This is a genomic window from Micromonospora sp. URMC 105 (assembly GCF_051386295.1).
Taxonomy (GTDB): domain Bacteria; phylum Actinomycetota; class Actinomycetes; order Mycobacteriales; family Micromonosporaceae; genus Micromonospora.
The window spans coordinates 1-18710 of the sequence record NZ_JBPQTL010000042.1; the positions used below are offsets into that span (position 1 = coordinate 1).

The 18710-nt window shown below is 69.1% G+C and carries 15 protein-coding genes; 10 read left to right on the forward strand and 5 right to left on the reverse strand.

Annotated features, from left to right (window positions below; all coding sequences use genetic code 11):
* Positions 1-165: 165 nt before the first annotated feature.
* Together ACSNN7_RS15655 and ACSNN7_RS15660 are read right to left on the reverse strand one after the other, a co-directional pair.
* Complete coding sequence (locus tag ACSNN7_RS15655; RefSeq protein WP_436681522.1) at positions 166-1680, reverse strand: SLC13 family permease; 1515 nt, start codon at positions 1678-1680, stop codon at positions 166-168.
* A 48-nt stretch (positions 1681-1728) separates the two neighbouring features.
* Positions 1729-3267 (reverse strand): gluconokinase, encoded by a 1539-nt coding sequence (locus tag ACSNN7_RS15660; protein WP_436681523.1) that lies wholly within the window; start codon positions 3265-3267, stop codon positions 1729-1731.
* A 322-nt stretch (positions 3268-3589) separates the two neighbouring features.
* Here ACSNN7_RS15660 and ACSNN7_RS15665 point away from each other — a divergent pair, with 322 nt between their 5' ends.
* Positions 3590-4723, forward strand: a complete 1134-nt coding sequence (locus ACSNN7_RS15665) for a hypothetical protein (protein WP_436681524.1) — start codon at positions 3590-3592, stop codon at positions 4721-4723.
* Here the strand turns inward: ACSNN7_RS15665 and ACSNN7_RS15670 are convergent.
* Positions 4716-5135 carry a VOC family protein gene (locus tag ACSNN7_RS15670; RefSeq protein ID WP_436681526.1) on the reverse strand — a complete coding sequence of 140 codons (420 nt, stop codon included), beginning with the start codon at positions 5133-5135 and terminating at the stop codon, positions 4716-4718. The two genes, ACSNN7_RS15665 and ACSNN7_RS15670, sit on opposite strands and share 8 nt — an antisense overlap.
* Before the next feature lie 59 nt (positions 5136-5194).
* Here ACSNN7_RS15670 and ACSNN7_RS15675 point away from each other — a divergent pair, with 59 nt between their 5' ends.
* The 5 genes from ACSNN7_RS15675 (at position 5195) to ACSNN7_RS15695 (ending at position 9364) form a co-directional block, all read left to right on the forward strand.
* Positions 5195-5962: a PPOX class F420-dependent oxidoreductase gene (locus ACSNN7_RS15675; RefSeq protein WP_436681527.1), complete on the forward strand. Its 768-nt coding sequence runs from the start codon at positions 5195-5197 to the stop codon at positions 5960-5962.
* Between the two features lie 39 nt (positions 5963-6001).
* Positions 6002-6394, forward strand: a complete 393-nt coding sequence (yidD, locus tag ACSNN7_RS15680) for a membrane protein insertion efficiency factor YidD (protein ID WP_436681528.1) — start codon at positions 6002-6004, stop codon at positions 6392-6394.
* A gap of 154 nt (positions 6395-6548) precedes the next feature.
* A complete protein-coding gene (locus tag ACSNN7_RS15685; protein ID WP_436681529.1) occupies positions 6549-7589 on the forward strand; it encodes an alpha/beta fold hydrolase in 1041 nt (346 codons plus the stop codon).
* A 149-nt stretch (positions 7590-7738) separates the two neighbouring features.
* On the forward strand, positions 7739-8899 hold the full coding sequence (locus ACSNN7_RS15690; RefSeq protein WP_436681530.1) for a phosphotransferase family protein: 1161 nt from the start codon (positions 7739-7741) through the stop codon (positions 8897-8899).
* A gap of 3 nt (positions 8900-8902) precedes the next feature.
* Positions 8903-9364: a WapI family immunity protein gene (locus tag ACSNN7_RS15695; RefSeq protein ID WP_436681531.1), complete on the forward strand. Its 462-nt coding sequence runs from the start codon at positions 8903-8905 to the stop codon at positions 9362-9364.
* Here the strand turns inward: ACSNN7_RS15695 and ACSNN7_RS15700 are convergent.
* Complete coding sequence (locus ACSNN7_RS15700; RefSeq protein ID WP_436681532.1) at positions 9361-9735, reverse strand: VOC family protein; 375 nt, start codon at positions 9733-9735, stop codon at positions 9361-9363. The genes ACSNN7_RS15695 and ACSNN7_RS15700 overlap by 4 nt on opposite strands.
* A 358-nt stretch (positions 9736-10093) precedes the next feature.
* Here ACSNN7_RS15700 and ACSNN7_RS15705 point away from each other — a divergent pair, with 358 nt between their 5' ends.
* Complete coding sequence (locus tag ACSNN7_RS15705; protein WP_436681533.1) at positions 10094-10978, forward strand: SCO6745 family protein; 885 nt, start codon at positions 10094-10096, stop codon at positions 10976-10978.
* 1251 nt (positions 10979-12229) lie between these two features.
* On the opposite strand, the gene ACSNN7_RS15710 is transcribed toward ACSNN7_RS15705, so the two are convergent.
* Positions 12230-15298: a DUF3427 domain-containing protein gene (locus ACSNN7_RS15710; protein WP_436681534.1), complete on the reverse strand. Its 3069-nt coding sequence runs from the start codon at positions 15296-15298 to the stop codon at positions 12230-12232.
* A 351-nt stretch (positions 15299-15649) separates the two neighbouring features.
* On the opposite strand from ACSNN7_RS15710, the gene ACSNN7_RS15715 reads away from it, so the two are divergent.
* Genes ACSNN7_RS15715 through ACSNN7_RS15725 form a run of 3 tightly spaced genes read left to right on the forward strand, consistent with a single transcriptional unit; the run spans position 15650 to position 18388 of the window.
* A complete protein-coding gene (locus ACSNN7_RS15715) occupies positions 15650-16168 on the forward strand; it encodes a hypothetical protein (RefSeq protein ID WP_436681535.1) in 519 nt (172 codons plus the stop codon).
* Positions 16149-16601, forward strand: coding sequence for a hypothetical protein (locus ACSNN7_RS15720; protein ID WP_436681536.1), 453 nt, complete (start codon positions 16149-16151; stop codon positions 16599-16601). Before ACSNN7_RS15715 ends, ACSNN7_RS15720 begins: the two co-directional genes overlap by 20 nt.
* Positions 16598-18388, forward strand: a complete 1791-nt coding sequence (locus ACSNN7_RS15725; protein WP_436681537.1) for a hypothetical protein — start codon at positions 16598-16600, stop codon at positions 18386-18388. Before ACSNN7_RS15720 ends, ACSNN7_RS15725 begins: the two co-directional genes overlap by 4 nt.
* Positions 18389-18710 lie beyond the last annotated feature (322 nt).

Sequence of the window (18710 nt, forward strand, 5' to 3'; positions counted from 1 at the left end):
ATCTCCCAGACGTGACCGTCGGGGTCGGTGAAGAAGCCGGCGTAGCCGCCGTAGAAGGTCTCCGGCCTCTTTCTCGGAAAGAGTGGCCATTCCGCGCCGGATGGGCCCTCATTCTCTGAAAGTGCCGCCGCAGCCCAGCCCGCGGGGCGCAGGGCGGGCGGGGTGCTACAGGACCAGGTCTAGGGCGAGGACGCCGAGGAAGCCGACGATCGAGATGATCGTCTCCATCACCGACCAGCTCTTGATGGTCTGCCCGACGGTCAGGCCGAAGTACTCCTTGACCAGCCAGAAGCCCGCGTCGTTGACGTGCGAGAAGAACAGCGAGCCACAGCCGATGGCCAGCGCCAGCAGCGCCACCTCCGGTCCCTGGAGGGTGCCGGCCAGCGGGGCCACGATGCCGGCGGCGGTGATGGTGGCGACGGTGGCGGAGCCGGTCGCGACCCGGATGCCCACGGCGACCAGCCAACCCAGCAGCAGCGGCGAGAGGTTCGCGCCCTCGGCCGCGTTCGCGACCAGGTTCCCCACGCCGGCGTCGACCAGCACCTGCTTGAAGCCGCCGCCGGCCGCGACGATCAGCAGGATGCCGGCGATCGGCGGCAGCGACCCGCCGAGGAAGCCGGAGACCTGCGAGCGGCTGAAGCCGGTCCGGTAGCCGAGGAAGATCATCGCGAAGATGACGCCGGCCAGCAGGGCGATGATCGGGGTGCCGGCGATGTCCAGCGCCTTGCGTCCCGCGGTGCCCTCGGCCAGGGCCAGCTCACCGATCGCCCGCAGGAGCATCAGCACCACCGGCAGCAGGACCGTGATGACCGCCGCCCACAACGCGGGTGCGCGGCGCGCCCGCACCTGCTCGGTGGCGGCCTCGTCGATCGGCGCGCCTGGGCGGCCGGTGCCGGGGTTGGCCAGGTCGTCCTCGGTCACCAGGTCACCGTCGGCGTCGAGAGGGCCGCGACCGGTTCCCCGCCCGCCGGGGACCGCGAGCGGTTGCCGGGTGGGCAGCAGCGCCTCCGGGGCGGTGGCGGGGACGTAGCGGGCGATGAGGTTGCCGAAGACCGGACCGGCGATGATCACCGTCGGGATGGCGACCAGGAGACCCAGCGCGAGGGTCTGGCCGAGGTTGGCGCCGAGCGCGTCGATCGCGACCAGCGGGCCCGGGTGCGGCGGCACCAGGCCGTGCAGCACCGACAGGCCGGCCAGCGCCGGGATGCCGATCTTCATCAGCGGTACGTCGGTGCGCAGCGAGACCAGCAGCACGATCGGCACCAGCAGCACGACGCCGACCTCGAAGAAGAGCGGCAACCCGATCAGGGCGGCCACCCCGGCCATCGCCCAGGGCAGCGCCGGGCCGGAGACCCGGCCGACCACCCGTTCGACGATGCTGTCCGCGCCGCCGGATTCCGCGAGCAGGCCGCCGATCATGGCGCCGAGCGCGATCAGCAGGCCGACCCCGCCCACCGTGGAACCGACGCCGCCGCTGAACGAGGTGACGATCTTGTCGGCCGACACGCCGGCGACCACGCCGAGCACCGCCGCGCCGAGGATCAGCGACAGGAACGGGTGGACCTTGCCCCAGGCGATGAGGAGCACCACCGCGGCGATACCCAGCAGGGCCGCGACGATCAGTTGGGCGTCACCGGCGTCGGTGAGCGGCTCGGCGGGTGCGGCGAGGAGAGTGACCACGGTTATCACGACCTTCGGACGGCGTCCGGCCCGTGAAGGGACGGGCGATCACATGGGGGCGGCGGTGGGTGACGGCTCCGGCGGCAGGCTGGGAGCCAGCCGTCGCAGCGACGCGAAGGTCGGCACCAGCGCGTCGTACAGCTCGGAGAAGAGCGGGAGCAGCGCGGCGTAGGTCGCGGCGGCGGCCGGGTCGGGGTGCACGGTCTCGTCGATGTCCACCAGGTCGGCGGCCACCTCGATCGACGGGATCAGCCCGAGCGCCTGCATGCCGAGCAGCGCCGCGCCGAAGCTGGAGCCCTCGTGCCCGGCGGGGAAGCGCACCGGCATGCCGAGCGCGTCGGCGAGGATCTGCCGCCACAGCGGACTGCGTGCGAAGCCGCCGCTGGCCCGGATCTCGCGCACCTCGTTGCCCGCCGCGCGTACCGAGGCCAGCACCAGGGCGAGCTGCTGGCACACCCCTTCCAGCGCCGCCCGGACCAGGTGCTCGCGGCGGTGGCCGTGGGTCAGCCCGACGTACGCACCGCGCGGCAGCGCGCTCCAGTGCGGCGCCCGCTCGCTGAGCAGGTACGGCAGCATGATCAGCCCACCGGAGCCGACCGGCGCCCGCTCGGCCAGCGCCAGCAGCTTCTCCTCGGAGTCCTCGCCGAGCTCGGGCGCGAGCGCGTCACCGGTCCACTGGAGCACGATGCCGCCGTTGTTGATGGCACCGCCGACCACCCAGCGGTCCGCGGTCAGCGCGTAGCAGAACACCCCGCCGAGCGGGTCGACGGCCGGCCGCTCGACGGCCACCCGCATCGCCCCGGAGGTGCCGATCGAGCAGGCCACCACGCCCGGCTTGACGGCGCCGAGGCCGAGGTTGGCCAGCGGCCCGTCGCCCGCGCCGACCACCACCGGGGTGTCGGCGGGCAGGCCCGTCGCGGCGGCCGCCCCGGCGGTGAGCCCGGGCAGCACCGTGGTGGTCGATACCAGCTCGGGCAGCTGCTCGTCGACGATGCCGGCGATGCCCAGCGCCTCCGCGTCCCAGGCCAGCTGGTGGATGTCCATCAGCCCGGTGGCCGAGGCCACCGAGTGGTCGGTGACCAGTGCGCCGGTCAGCCGCAGCAGCACGTAGTCCTTGATGCCCACCCAGTGGGTGACCTGCGCGAAGAGCTGCGGCTCCTGCTCGGAGTACCAGACCAGCTTCGGCAGCGGGGCCATCGGGTGCACCGGGGTGCCGGTGCGCCGGTGCAGCGCCAGCCCCGACGGCGCGGCCCGCAGCCGTTCCGCCTGGGCGCTGGACCGCGAATCCGCCCAGATGACCGACGGGGTGAGCGGAACGCCGTCGGCGTCCAGCCCGATCAGGCTGTGCATGGCGGTGCTGAAGGACAGGCCCGCCACCGGCCCGGGCAGCTCACCGGCGACGGTACGGAGACACTCGACGACGGCGTCGAAGATGGTCGGCGGGTCCTGTTCCGCCCAACCCGGGTGCGGCTCGTCCAGCGGATAGCCCACCGCATGATGGGCGAGCTGCTCACCCTCGGTGTCGTAGGCGACCACCTTGGTGCTGGTGGTGCCGATGTCGACGCCCAGCACGACGCTGCCGCTCACCGAGCCCACCTCCGCACCACGGTGCCGGGTGGCCCCGTCGCCGTCCGGCTGCGGCTGACGTTACCGAGGCTTCCGCCGGCCCGCACGGCGCACGCGGTGATCTCGCACCGGCGCCCGGCGCGCTCCGCCGCCCCGGCGGCGTCGGTCTCTTCCGTCGGCCGGGTCGCCAGGTAGGACGTGAATCGACGCGGCCGCCTCCACCTATCGTGCTAATTGGTCCCCCGATCGGGTGATTCGCCCGCTTCGGCGTGTCCGCCTGACTCGCCGACGCCGTTGATCCGGGTGACACCCGGTTGGTGGCTCGCGCGGCGAAGGAGTCGGCGTGGCAGATACTGATTCGACGGGTTCCACCTGGCGCTACACCTGGGCGCGCAAGCAGAACGAACGCCGGCAGCGGACATACCGCGAGGCCGAGCGGGCGTGGCGGCAGCGCGACGACGAGCTGCGGCGGCTGCGTACCCTCGCGGTCGACCTGCAGGGCTCGGTCGCGGCGGGCCACGGCCTGCCCCTGGAACTCGCCCCCGGCGAGGTGGTCTTCTGGGCGCTACCCGCCGCGCAACTGGTCGAGCTCCGGCACACCGCGGTGCTGCCCGCCCCCGACCTGACCGTCGAGCCGCTGCCGGCGCCGCTGCGCCACCGGCTCCCCGACGGGGTCAAGGTCACCGACGCCGGCTTCGCCGTGATCACCAACCGTCGCCTGGTGCTACTCGGCGGACGCGGCCGGCGCGACTGGGTGTACGGGAAGATGACCGGCCTGTCCCACGACCCGGCGGCCCCGGTCTCGCTGATCCAGGTCCTCGACCGGCGGCAGACCTGCGGGCTGCTGGTGCCGCCCACGGCGGCGGCCGAGTTCCGGTTCACCCTCACCCTGGCCTTCGCCGACGCCATCGAGCAGCGCGGGGCGGTGATCGCGCAGCTCGACGAGCTGATCGCCGAACACGAACAGAGCAAACCGTTCCGGCCGGCGATCGCCACCCCCGGGCAGGCCCGGCTGATCGGGCGCCTTCCCGGCGGCCGGCGCACAGTCGCCGTCGCCGCCGCGCTCGCCCTGGTCGTACCCGCGGTGCTCCTCGAATCCGACCCGCCCGCCACCACGGCCGCCGACGTCGCGGTCGCCGCGACGCCGGTACCCGCCCGGGTCGCCGCGCCGCGCGCCGCCGCGCCGCCGTCTGCCGCCGCCCCCAAGGCACGCCGCCCGTCCCCCACGCCCACCCCGACGCCGTCGGCTCAGCGGCGCTGCGGCGCCCCGGCAAACCCCATCGGGTACGACTTCTGCGCCGGCAAACGTGTGCGCCAGCCCGACCACCGGATCTGCGACTGGTTCGACTGCGCGCAGGACTTCTGGTCCGGCCGGGGCTACCTGGTGCAGTGCCGGGACGGCGCGGTCAGCCTCACCGGCGGGCGGCGCGACGCCTGCGCCGGTCACCGGGGTGTGCGGCGCACCGTGTTCAGGTGAAGTCGGGCAGGGTGAGCGTGCCGTCGTCGGCGAGCGGGAACCCCGGGTTCCAGGCGATCTCCCAGACGTGACCGTCGGGGTCGGTGAAGAAGCCGGCGTAGCCGCCGTAGAAGGTCTCCGCCGCCGGGCGGGTGATCCGCGCGCCCGCCCGCGCCGCCGTGGCCAGCACGTCGTCGACCTCGGCGCGGGAACGGACGTTCTGCGCCAGCGTCACGGCGCCCGGGCCGGCGTCCGGCACGCCCGCGTCGGCGGCCAGCTTGTCGCGCCCCCACAGCACCAAGGCCAGGCCGCCGGCCTGGAAGAAGACGGTCTCCTCGACCTCCTGGCCGCGCCAGCCGAGCCGCTCGTAGAACGCCCGGGCGCGTGGCAGGTCGGCGACGCCGAGAGTGACCAGACTGATCCGCTGCTCCATGCCCCGGACCGTACCGCCGGGCACCGTCACGTTCGCCCTTCGCGTCACGTCGAGGCGGCATGAGAAGCATCGTGCGCGCCGCCTGTGTCCTGCTCGGGGTGGCCGCCCTGATCGTCGGCGGGTGGGGGCTGGGCCGACCGGAGGGCTTCGCCGACGCCGTCGACTTTCCCGGCAGCCACCACTTCGTCCACGACGTCGGCGCGTTCCAGCTGGGCATCGGGGTGACCCTGCTGCTCGCCGCGATCTGGGCCGACGCGTCCGCGGTCGCCCTGGCCGGGTACCTGGCCGGGGCGCTCGCGCACACCGGGACCCACGTCGTCGACCGGCACCTCGGCGGCAGCGCCGCCCAGACCTGGCTGATCGGGTTCACCGCCGTGCTGGCCGCGGTGGCGCTGGCGGCGCGCCGTCGCGAACTCGGGGGAGTGCTCGGCGCGGTCGAGACCGCCGCAACACCGGTGTGGGCACCCTTCACCCGGCAGAAGACCGTGCTGCTGACCAGCTTCCGCCGCGACGGCACGCCGGTGAGCATCGCCGTCGACGGCGAGCAGGCGTACGTGCGCAGCTTCGAACGGGCCGGCGAGACCGGGCGCATCCACACCGATCCGCACGTCACCGTCGCCCCGTGCACCGGTCGCGGCCGACCGACCGGCTCCGCCGTCGAGGCCACCGCGCGACGGGTCACCGGCGACGAGGAGCGGCGCGCGGCCCGGTTGCTGGCTCGCAAGTATCCGGTGCTGCACGGGGTGCTGGTGCCGCTCGCGCAGCGGGTCGGGCGGCGGCCCACCGTCCACTTCGCCCTGACGGTGCCGTCCGACCGACCGGCCTGACCAGCATCCGGGTGGCGGGGATGTCGCACCATGTTCGGCGTGATCAACAGACTGTGGGGTCGGCGCACCGCCAAGAACAAGAAGAACAAGAAGCGCGACTGGGGCTACGCCGGCTGCGACAACTGCGAGTGCGACGGCCCGAACTGCTGCGACCTCGGGCTCTTCTCCTTTCTGCTCACCCTCGGTGCCACCACCGCCCAGGTCAGCCGGGCGCCGGTCGTGGACCGGGCCGGCCGGGCGGCGATCCTCGGCTACCGGCGCTGGCTGTCGCACCGCTGGCCCGGCCAGTGCCGGTTCACCCCGACGTGCAGCGCGTACGGCCTCACCGCCGTGGAGCGGTACGGCCTGGCGGTCGGCGGGCGGATGGCGGCGGACCGGCTCCGCCGCTGCAAGCCGGGAGTACCGCGCGGCACCCACGACCCGGTGCGATAACGGCTCACACCGCCTGCGGCTGCTGCGCGGGCTCGGACAGCCCCGGACACGAGCGGCGGCACCTCATGACTCTGACCAGGAACGCGTACTCTGCTGGTCGCTGCCGACGTTCACCACCACCTCGCCGCACGACTTGCCGAGAAGAGGCTCAACTATGGCCAACCCGGTCATCGGCATGGTTGTCCGGCCGTTCATGCAGCGGCGCAATGCGCGAAAGCTGGTCATCACGAGCCCCAACGGCATCCGTGAAGAGAAGTTCGTGACCATCGGCGGGATAGCGCAGTGGGTGACGATCCGCGGACACGATCGGTCCAACCCGGTGCTGGTGATCCTGCACGGCGGGCCCGCATCGCCCTATGTGCCCTTCAATCCGTGGCTCAGCGAGTGGGAGCACCGTTTCACCGTCGTCCAGTGGAATCAACGTGGGGCCGGCAACACGTACGAGAAGAACGGCGAATCGGGTAGCGCTCCACTGTCGTTGCAACGACTCGCCGATGACGGCCTCGAACTCGTGCGGTACGTGCAGGAGCGTCTTGGCAAAGAGCAGGTGGTGTTGCTCGGCAGCTCGGTCGGCAGCCTCACCGGTCTGCTCATGATCCGCGCGCAGCCGGAGTCCTTCGCCGCCTACGTCGGCACCGATCAGAGCAGCCCGGGCGGCATCGAGGCCTCCTACGCACTGACCCTGGCTGCCGCCGAGAGCGTAGGCGACAGGAAAGGCGCCGCCGCACTGCGGGCGATGGGCGCGGACAAGACTGCGTGGAGCCATCAGCAGTATCTGACGTTGAACAAGTTGAGCATCAAGGTGACCAGAGGCGTGCCGAACGCGGTCAACGACCTCATGCTGCCTGCCTTGTTGTACGCGCCGGACTGCACGATGAAGGACATCAGGGCGGTGCAGAAAGGCATGGCCTACTCGGCCCGACAGCTCTACGAGCCGATCCGGGATTTCGACTTCGACGCGGTCGGCTACCGTTTCGACGTGCCCTTCTTCGTGTTCCAGGGCGCAGCGGACATCGTCACCCCGGTCTCGACCGCCAGAGCGTACGTGGAGCGCGTACACGCACCGAAGAAGGCGTTCGTGACCATCCCGGATGCGGGTCACCTGGCCGAGTTCGCCAACCCTCGTCAGTTCCTGCGGGAACTGGTGAACCACGTTCTGCCCTGCACGGAAAGAGGAGCTGGCGCACGGGGATGAACAGGCCCGGCCTGCCGCGCTCCGGCCCTGCGATCGGCGGGCGACCGATGACCGACCTGCTGGCCGCTGCCAGCTTGCCGTGCCGAACGGCACCCCCGGTGCGATAACCAGTCGCCCCGCGTCCCACCCCGGCGCTACGGTCGGCGACCGTGAGCCGCACCGTGACCCTCGTCCTGGTCGACCCCGCCGGTCGGCCGCTCGGGGCGCTGCCGCCGTATGAGGTGCCGACTCCCTGGTGGCAGGAGGTCGACGAGGTCGTCCAGGGCGCGCTCGTCGAGGTAGCGGTGCTGCGGCTGCTGCGCGGACAGAGCGATCAACCGGGGGTCGGCGGCGCGGTGACGTACCTGGCCGAAGTGGCCGAACCACCCGCCCCGCCCCTGCGTCCGGTGGACGCGGACCTGACACCGCACCCGCTGCGCGCCCCCTACGCCGAGCCCGGTGGGCCGGCCGCCACCGTCGCCTGGGCCACGGCCGCCCTCGACGAACTCGGCCGGCCGGCGAAGGAGGTGGCGCAGCGCCGCACCTGGAACCTGTCGGCGATCTGGCGACTCGACGGTCCGCACGGCCCGGTCTGGCTCAAGCAGGTACCCGGCTTCTTCCGGCACGAGGCGACGGTGCTGCGCCGACTCGGCGCGATCACGCCCGGTCTGGTGCCGACCCTGCTCGCCGCCGACGACCACGGGCGGATGCTGCTCGACCACGTACCGGGGGAGGACCGCTACGGGGCCGAGGCCGCCGAACGCGACGCCATCGCCGCCGACCAGCACGCCCTTCAGGTAGGCGCGCTGCCGCTCGCCGACGACCTGGTGGCGGCCGGGGTGCCGGACCTGCGCGGCGTCGCCCTGGCCCGGTGGATCCGCGCCGCGCTCGCCCAGCACGACGCCGAAGCCGTGCTGAGCGGGCTGGAGGCGCGGCTGGCGCGGGCCCGCGAATGCGGTGTGCCGGACACGCTGGTGCACGGCGACCTGCACCCCGGCAACGTCCGCAGCGACGGGAAGCGGCGGGTGATCATCGACTGGGGGGACTCGTTCGTCGGCCACCCGGCCTTCGACATCCTGACGCTGACCAGCGGGCTCCCGCCGGACGCCTCGGACGCCCTGACTGCCGCGTGGTGCGCCCGGTGGCGGGCCGCCGTATCCGGCTGCGACCCGGAACGGGTCGTGGAGCTCCTGCGGCCGGTGGCGGCGGTGCGGTCGGCCGCCGTGTACGCGGCGTTTCTCGCCGGGATCGAGCCGAGCGAGCGGGTGTACCACGAGGCCGACGTGCCGCGCTGGCTGGCGCGGGCCGCGATCCTGCTCGGGCGCGGCTGAGCCGTGGAGATCCGGTCGGACGACGGCGCGCGGCTGCACCTTCGGCCGACCGGCTACCAGGGGCCGCCGCCGGAGACTCCCGACGATGACGACTGGCTGTTCATAACCGCCGACGTCCGTACCGCCGACGGGCGGGCCTGGTCGTGGCGTGACCCGTGCCTGACCACGCAGGAGGCCGTGGACCTGGCGCGGTGGCTGCACCGCCAGGGCGGGGCGGACGTCGGTGACCGCGCCACCTGGCACGTGGTGGAGCCGAACCTGAGCTTCCGGTCGCTGGTCACCGGCGGGGGACGGATCGAGCTGACCGCCGTCTTCTCCTACGAGTCGCTGCCGCCGTGGATCGAGCGGCCGCCGCAGACCCAGGTGCATCCGGTGCCGCTGCGGGTCTCCGTCGCGCAGCTGCTGACCGCCGCCGAGCAGTGGGAGCGTGCGGTGCTCGCGTACCCGAGACGGGATCCCGGCTAGCTCGCCTCGGGTGCGTGGCAGACGGCCTCGACGTTGTTGCCGTCCGGGTCCCGGACGAACGCCCCGAAGTAGGTCGGGTGGTACTCCGGCCAGAGTCGGGGCGCGTGCAGCACCTCGGCGCCGGCGGCGACCGCAGCGTCGTGGAACGCCTGCACGGCGGCGCGGTCGGGGGCGGTGAAGGCGATGTGCGCCTCCCGGGCCTCACCGCCGGTGCCCACCGGCCCGAGCCAGAAGTCGGGGCGGTCGGTGCCGTAGGCGATGACCGGGCCGAACTCCATCAACCGGCGGCCGCCGAGCGGGGCCAGGGCGGCGTCGTAGAAGGCGGCGCTGGCCGCCACGTCGTTGGCCTGGATGGACAGGTGGTCGAGCATGGGTACGGCCTCCTCGGGCGTCGGGTCCGGATCAGGCTAGAAGTCGCCTACGACAATCCCCGCCCGCCGACACGGGCGGGCGGTCGTCGTCCATCGGGAACGAAGGTCCGCCGCGCGGTGACCTGACCTGTCGCAACGTCGCGAGCAGTTGATGGCAGCCGCGGTGGTCCGCCCTTGACTCGTCCGGAGACCGGCGGCCGGCGGTGCGCTACGGTCGGGGCCCCTGTCAGCGGCGTCGGTTGCCCGGCAGCCGACGGCGCGACCCACAGCCGTGTCCGACGCCCCGCCGAAGCAGGCGGCCCCGCGTCGACGACCACGCCGGCGTGGCCATGGCACGGCAGTGACGGAAGGAGTTGCAGTGGCCCGATCCCCCCTCGCCCCCGCGGTCGCCCGCACCGCATGGCGCCGCGCCGAGCCGATCCACGCGATGATCTACTTCGCGCCAGAGGCGCGGCAACGGTACGGCGCGCTCGGCCTGGACGGCCTGACCGGCTACTTCGCGTCCCGGTCGGCCGCGTTCGGAGCGGTACCGGCCGAGCCGGTCGTCGCGACCTTCTTCAACTTCAAGCCTGCGCTGGTGCACGCGGCGCTGCCCGCCGCCTGGGAACGCGCCGCCCCGACGGCCGTGCTCCGCGCCCGCCTGGACGCCGCGGACGCCGCACTGCGCCGGGCCTTCGCCGACCTGGAGGACGGGGCAGGCACCCCGGCCGTCGCCGAGGCGGCCGGCTTGGCGCGCCGAGCCGCCGAGTCGGCCTGCGAGCAACTGCCCGGGCGCCCGCTCTTCGCCGCCCACGCGGCGCTCCCGTGGCCGGACGAGCCGCACCTCGTGCTCTGGCACGCGCAGACGCTGCTGCGCGAGTTCCGCGGCGACGGGCACGTCAGCGCCCTGCTCCTGGCCGGCCTGAACGGGCTCGAGGCGCTCGTGCTGCACGCCGCGACCGGCGACGTACCGGTGCGGTTCCTGCGCCGCAGTCGTGGCTGGACCAGCGACGAGTGGGCCGAGGCGGTGGACGAGCTGCGGTCTCGCGGCCTGCTGGCCGACGGCGACGACCTGGCCCTCACCGAGGCCGGCCGGGAGCTGCGTCAGTCTGTGGAGGATCGGACCGATGCTCTCGCGGAGCCGGCCTACCGGGTGCTCGGCGAGGACGGGTGTGCGCGGCTGGCGGAACTGGCGCGGCCGCTCAGCCGCGCGGTGGTCGATGCCGGGCTGCTGGACCTGAAGGCCACGCCCACCGCGGGATGACCGCGCCCGCCGGCGACGGTCCGCCGGCGGAGAGCCGGTTCCACGCGTCGCCGCGATGGTTCACGTGGTGGGGCCGGAGAGCCGCTCCTCCACCCTCCTTCCACGGTGCTTCCACGCCCGGCCGGGACAGTCGACGTCATCGATGCACACCGTCACCCCGGTCAGGGGTGACCGGTCACGGCGGGAGGCCCGGGGGCGTTTCGATGCGTGCGCGGTGCGGTCTGCCTCTTAATTCGTGAGTGGGCCAGCCGCCTTTCGGCCAGGACTGTTGCCTAATCGACGGTTCTGTCGGCTCGCAGTGTGGTCGAAGAATCTAGCCAACCAATCTCGTTGCTCAGAGACGTGGGCTGGCTGATCTCGGGGGTGGCTGTGGTGGCAAGAAGGGGCATCGGTGATTTCTACGCCGATGCTGAGGGCCGCGACTGGGATAGGCCCGGGTACGACTGGGAGAACGACGACCGCCCCGACCGCACTCCAGACAACTGGCTCGATAGGTCGGTGTCATCGCCCTCAGCGCGGCTGAGAGGAACGACCAGGAGGTCTTCGGGCCAGCCGCAGTCGGTACGCGGCGCCATCACCGGAGGACGTGGCACCGTCAGCCCGCGCCGCCCCAGCGACAGGGAGATCGCAGACGCGGCACATAAGATCCGATCGACGATTCCCAACATCGGCCTCAAGGGCATCGCGAAGCGGCTCCGCGAACACGGCTGGACCCATGTGGATTACCTGGTGGTCGGTACGGCGCTGCAACGCCATCCGACTCCCACGGCACCCGCCCAGATGCCTGCGACGCCGCCACCGAAGTCTCGTCCTCAAGGCCAACCAGCGAACGGTAGAAAGAAGGAAACAGCCCAGAGGGGTGGGGGCGGCGGAACCGGACCACTCAGCAAGTTCGAGCAAGCCGTCCGCACAGCACGTACGCATATGCCGAGCATGGACGTGCCAGGGATAGTCCGTCACCTGCGCAGATACGGATGGCCTACCTGCACGGAAGCAGATGTGCGAGAAGCACTGAAAGCGCCGGCTCCTGCCTCCCCGCGTAAGTCGAGGAACACGCAACCCTCGAAAAGCGGCCGCGCCGCTGGGAGGAGTGCGCGTCCTTCGCTGCGGGCATCCCCACGTCCTCCTGTCGACATCTGCCCCTCGTGCTCGGTACGCATCTCAATTCTCGGCACGTGCCGCTGTTCCTAGCCGCTCGGGTTGACGTCTCGCAGTAGTGGCGAGCGAGCTGGTGGCCGTGCAAGCCGTCACTTAGGCAGCGATCGCTCGGGCAGCGGCGTACATGTCCGCCGGCAGCGGATGCGTCAATTCCCACACAATCCGCATCGGCCGGTCCCCACTGTGCCGGCGGTATGTCATCGGTCCGGCGTACAGGTAGGCCGGCGCTCCCAGGTCTCGGTCCGGAATCCGCGTCTCCCGCACGAAGAGGTGCACCGTCGACCCCAGCGACTCATGGTTGATGTACCGCTGCCCGGTCGCCGAGGCCGCAGACGTGGTGCTCTGCGACTCCCACTGGAACAATGACTCCGTGATGGCCCGGTCGGCGTACATCGTCGTGGGGGAGTAGTGCTGCTCCGACTTGACCAGCGTGACGAAGAAGAGGTCAGCCCGGGCGTCCGGCAGCCACTTCACTCCCTCGCGCAGCGACCCCGGGTTGGCCATGCCGAACGCCGCGCACGCCTCGTTGCGGCTGTACCGGGCGTGCACGTGCAGCGCCCCTACTGGCGCAGTGAGCCGGTGAATCCGGTCTCGCAGCACCTCCGCTAACTGGCGCAATTCAGCGCAGCGCGCCGGCTCCGCCCAGAGCCGGGCCAGCCGCTCGTCTCGCGATGACAGCGCCGCGTTCGGCCCCCACAGGTCGAAGTGCAGCATGTCCCACAGCCGATCCGCCGGCGGCTGCTCACCGGCCGCGACCCGGGCCAGCAGGTCCAGCCGGTCGACGTCGTCGATGTGCAGCATCCGACCGATGGCTCGCCCCAGCTCCTGGTCGTCCGCCCCAGGCGGCGGCGCATCCAGGCCGGCGAGCCGCCGTAGCCCGGTCCACCCACCGAACGACTTGTTCCGGTAGATGTCCTCGACCTCAAGGCCGGTCTCCCGCAGGAACTCGGCCAGGCGGACATCCCCGAGCTGCCGTAGCTCCGAGACCAGGCCCTTCTTGGACGTCGGCATCGCCGACTTCAAATTGTCGAGCACGATGTCCTTGGCGACGCGGTCCAGTTGGACGTGGCACCCGCTCGGCAGCGTCGGAAAGTCCTGCTCGACAGCCTCCTTGATTGCCCTCCGGCTCACCCCGGTCAGCGCCCGCCACCGCAAATCGAAGCGGAAATTGGCGTTCTGCCCGCCGATGAAGTCCAGCACCGTCAGGCACGGCTTGTCGTCGTCCAGGCGCAGGCCACGACCGAGCTGCTGAAGGAAGATCGTCGCGCTTTCGGTGGGGCGCAGCATCAGGATCGTGTCGACCATCGGTAGGTCGACACCCTCGTTGAACAGGTCGACCGTGAACAGCACGCGGAGCTTGCCGGCCTTGAAATCCCGCAGGAGCCCGTCACGCGTCCGGCCCGCGCGGTCCGCCCGTGAGGTCACCGCCGCCGAAGGTACGCCGTGCTTGGTGAACCAGTCCGCCATGAACTCGGCGTGCCCGATGCTTACGCAGAACCCGAGCGCCCGCATCCGATCCACGTCGACCGTGTCCTGTACCGCCTTCAGCACCATCCGTGCTCGCGCGTGGTTGCCGGTGTAGAGGCCGTCCAGCTCCGCCGGGTCGTACCCCTGCCCGCGCTTCCACCGCAGGTGCGACAGGTCCACGTCGTCGTGCACCCCGAAGTACTGGAACGGCGCCAGCAACTGCCGCTCCAGGGCGTCCCACAGGTGCAGCTCCACCGCGGTGCGGCCGTCGAACCACCGGCGCACATCGCCGCCGTCGGCCCGGTCGGGGGTCGCCGTCAGCCCCAGCAGTACGCGCGGCTGCAGCCGCTCCAATAACCGGGCGTACGTCGGCGCCTCCGCGTGGTGGAACTCGTCAACGATCACCATGTCGTACGCGTCGGGGTTGATCTCCCGCCGGTGCAGCGACTGGATCGAGGCGAAGACGTGCGTCCAGTGGGTCGGCTCCTTTCCCCCAACCAGCATCTCGCCGAAGCTGCCGTCGCCCATGACCTGGCGGAACGTCGACATGCTTTGCTTGAGGATCTGCTCCTGGTGCGCGACGAAGAGCAGAGAGTCAACTCGGCCTGCCCGGTGTAGCCGCCGGTAGTCCAGCGCTGCCACCACCGTCTTGCCGGTGCCCGTCGCCATCACCACCAGGTTGCGGTGCCGGCCGTGCACGTGCCGCTCGGCGTCGAGGTCGGCCAGGATTTCCGCCTGATACGGGTATGGCCGCACATCGAGGTTCGCGATCTGCGTCGGTGCATCATCAGCGCGCTCACCACTGAGCGCCTGCCGGAGCCGATCGGCGTCCTTGGCGGCGTCGTAGTCCTCGAACGCCGGGTCGTTCCAGTAGTCCTCGAACGTCGCGGTGAAGGTGTCGATGACGTGTGGCTGCTCGATGTTCGAGACCCGGACGTTCCACTCCACCCCGTCCACCAGCGCCGACTTCGAGAGGTTCGAGGAGCCGACGTACGCGGTGGTCGTGCCGTTGCCCCGGCGGAACAGCCACGCCTTGGCATGCAGCCGAGTCGTCCGGGTCTCGTAGGAAACCTTGATGTCGGCGCCTAGCTCGGCGAGTCGCTCGAGGGCTCGTTGGTCGGTGGCGCCCATATAGGTCGTGGTGATGACACGGAGTCGACCGCCGCGCCGGATCAGGTCGCGGATGGCGGGCTCGACGATGCGCAGGCCGTGCCACTTGATGAAGGCGCAGAGCAAGTCGACATGCTCTGCGGAGGCCATCTCGTGGGTGACCTCGTGGCCGATACGCGGCTGGTGGCGGCCGTTGACCAGCAGGGCGCCGGCGGAGAGCGGGGTGGTGGGGCGTACCGGGAAGGTGGGTGCGGCGGGCGGCGTCGGCGGGGCCGCGATGGCGTGCAGCAGGCGCTGGGCGTCGGTGACTTGGTCGTGGGCGCCGATCGCGCGCGGCTCGCCCCGCGCGATGCCCTCGGCGATGCGGTTGGCCAGCTCAACCTGGCGGGCGAGCTTGTCGTCGCCACCGCCGACGGCGAGCAGGGCGCGGCGGGCGAGGGCCGCGATGTGCCGGGCGAGTACGTCGTGGGCGTCGGCGGGGTCGAGCTTGGCCTGCTGGATTAGGGCGGGGTCGACATTCCGGAGCCGCTCGGCCAGCTCCCGGGTGATTAGGTGTTCGTAGATGCCCTGCTCAAGGTCCGTCACCGGGGCAACGTAACTGCCGTCGCGGTGCGCCGCCGCCCCCGGCCGCGCCGCTTTGGGTTCGCTGTCGGGTCCATGACAGTTTTGGCGTTAGACCATCGTGGAGCCTGCTCGGCCCGTTGCTATCGCCGGCGGCCTAGCGGTCTCGTCCGACGCGGGGCAATCTCTGGCTTGACCTGCGAGGACGGCTGCCCGACAGGCAAGTAGTTGCCTAAGGCGATATCAACTCCAGAGGCTATTGACAGTGCAAAGGGGTCAGGTCTGCCCGGCCGAACAGATGAATCCGCAGGGTCCTGCTGACGAGACTCCGCCGGTAATCTCCTCGACACGCCTTGTGTGGGGAGGTGAGAGGCGGTGCTTGCTGGGCTGGAACTGCCGCCCGCGGTCGAAGCGGAGCGGGCCGTCACTGCGGGGCTTGCCTCACTGCGCTCCGGCGCCCACCGAGGCGTCGTGGGCGACTCGCCGCCCGGGGCAGGCAAGTCGGCCCTGGTGGTGCGGGCTGCCGTCGACCTAGCCGCCGCCGATGAGCCGCTGATCATCACCGCGCAGATCAACAAGCAGGTTGACGAACTGATCGAGCGCCTGGCGCAGAAGGCGCTTGAGCTAAGCATCGGGATTCCATCCGGAACCGGGGCGGCTCTGGGGCTGACATCACGACATCGACACGCCTGTGTCGTGGTGGCCCTGGCAGGAATCACCGAGCTGCTGGACGGTCGCCCGTCGGTCGAACCGGTGCATCTCAATCCTCCTGTCACGTTTCCAGATGGCTGGGAAGCCCATTGCCAATTACTGGGCATGCTCGCTGCTGGGTGGCAGTCGTACATTCCGCGCTACGGGAACTTGGGGGAGTTGAATGGCCACCATCAACACTGAGCTAGTGAAGATTGCGTTGGACCGGGTGGAGGGATCGACCTTCGAGCGGTTTGTGAACGACTTCTATCCCAGTCTCGCTGGCGGGAACTTTTTCCCGCTTGGTGGTGTCAAGGATGGCGGAGCGGATGCGTTTGGCGGCGACACCCTATATGAAAAGGGCGGTTCGTCTGGCACCTTCTATCAAGCAAGTGTGCAAGAGGATTTCCGTGCGAAAATTAGGCACACCATCAAGCGTCTTCGGGAGTTTGGCCGAGAGCCGAAGATGCTTGCTTATGTCACCCTCGGACTATCAGACATATCGATACCGAAGAGGATCGCTTGGGTGAAGAGCTCGGAGTGGCTATCCGAATCCGAGATGGCGCTTACATCGCGAGTCAAATTAATACTGACAAGAACACGCGGGCTTCGTTCGAACAACACCTCCGTTACTTGACCGACTTTCTCAAGAGCGTCGGCTCCAGTACGATCGTTGGCCCCACCGCGAACGTTAAATCTCCAGCCGTTTATGTATTTCTACGTCAAGAGCTCGACCGGCGCAGCGGCGATCCATCGCTTGTCAACTCGGTTATAGACAGTCTAGTTCTATGGGCTTTGGAAGGCACCGATCCGGAGCGTGAGATCTTCATGACGGCGGATGAGGTACAGCAGAAGATTTTGGCCGAGGTTCCGGTTGCGTCCTTGGTGGAGGGCCGGGTTCAGGGTCGTCTTGAATCTCTCGCGAGCAAGAGTCGCCTTCAAGGGCGACAAGTGAAGTGGTACAAGAAGGAGAAGAAATTCTGCCTCCCCTTCGAAACACGGCAAGTTCTCTCTGCCGAGAATCTGGAAGACGAAGCGCTAAAGCTTGAGGTTCTCAACAGCTTCTACAATCGGGCAAGCCGGAGCTACCCACAGTTTCCCGAAGTGGACCTGCGCAAAGTTGCTCATGTAGTATTGCGGTCTTTTCAATTTGCCTTCGAGAGTGAGGGACTTGAGTTTTCTAGGTTTATCTCTCAGGATACTCAAGGTGAGTATCCGACAATGGCCGACTCCGTTCGTCAAGCATTGGCGGAAGCGGGTATATCTGGTGCAGGTTCCATCGAGTTTGGGTCCGCCTGTCTATCAACCATCCGAGGTGTCTTCTATGATTCATCCCCGCAAGAGCGTGCCTACCTCGGTAAGTTGGCACGTACTTATGCTCTACTCTTTACGCTGAACACGGACCCTCGCCTTGTTCAATACTTCCAAGACATGGCTGCCGACTTCAATCTCTTTGTCGGCAGTGACTTGCTTGTCAGGGCATTGAGTGAGAGATATCTGCCAGAGAAAGATCAGATCACGAAGAATGTTCTACTATTTGCCGCCAAGGCCGGCACCAAGTTGGTTCTAACTCAGCCAGTATTCGAGGAGGTTCTCGGTAATCTTAGGGCCAGTGATTACGAGTTTAAGAACCACGTCCAGCCTGTCGAGCACCGAGTTACGCTCGACATAGCGGCTAACGTGCCGAAGATTCTGGTCAGGTCATACTTGTATGCGCGCCTTGATCCGCTTTTGGATCGTTCACCCGCTAGCTGGCGTGATTTTGTTGAACAGTTCTGCGACTACGACACATTGCATCGCGCGGAGGCTGATGCGCAATTACAGCATTATCTGCTGCGGGCTTTCAACATGACTTTCCAAAGCACCAGCAGCCTAAAGTCAGTGGTCGAGAGCGAAGAAGTTGAACAAATTACTGAATCTTTGGTGGCACTTAAGTCTAGTCTCCGTTTGGCGCAGAATGACGCGCTCCTTGCATGTGCCGTATACGGGCAGCGCAGAGCTCGAGGCGAGTCTTCAAAGATTATGGAGTTTGGATTCCAGACTTGGTGGCTCACGACCGAAACCGCAATGCTGAGGCACACGCATGAGCTTGAGCGGTCGAACGGTGGTGCCCGTTACATGATGCGCCCAGACTTCCTATTGAACTTTCTCACCTTCGCCCCTAGCGTGGATCAGGCGCGCAAGACGTTCTCCAACGTCTTCCCAAGCCTGCTAGGTATTCATCTCTCGCGTCGCCTCGATGAGGCTGCCTTCCATAGGCTGATGGAAGACGTCCAAAAGGCGGAGTTGATGGATGAAGCTAGGCGCAGTGCAGCTATGGCAGGTTTGGCTGACAAGTTAAAAAGCGATCTCAACAAGAAGTATGCCGTAGAATTAAAGGAGCAGGCGGCCCGCCTTCCTTCCCCCCGTAAGCCGTCTCATTAGAATCAAGCTTGCGAAAGAACATCCAGAGGGTCATGATCTTGTTTTGGTCGTGTAGGGCGGTCGGGCGATGCCCGACAGATGACCAAGGCTGGTAGGTAGGCCAGTGGCGGTTAGGCGAGGGCAGGGGAAGCGCCCGGCCATCGGGATGGCGCTTGCGGTGCCGGCGGCGCCCTTCCGCTACGAAGGCGACTCGACCTGCCAGCCGACGAATCAGGAGTGCCTGTTTGTTTAGTCCGAGTATCGAGATGGTGCAATCGACGCGCCACGACGGCATTGGCTTATGGGCGTGTCGACGACATCCGGAGCGGTCGGGTTCGGGTTT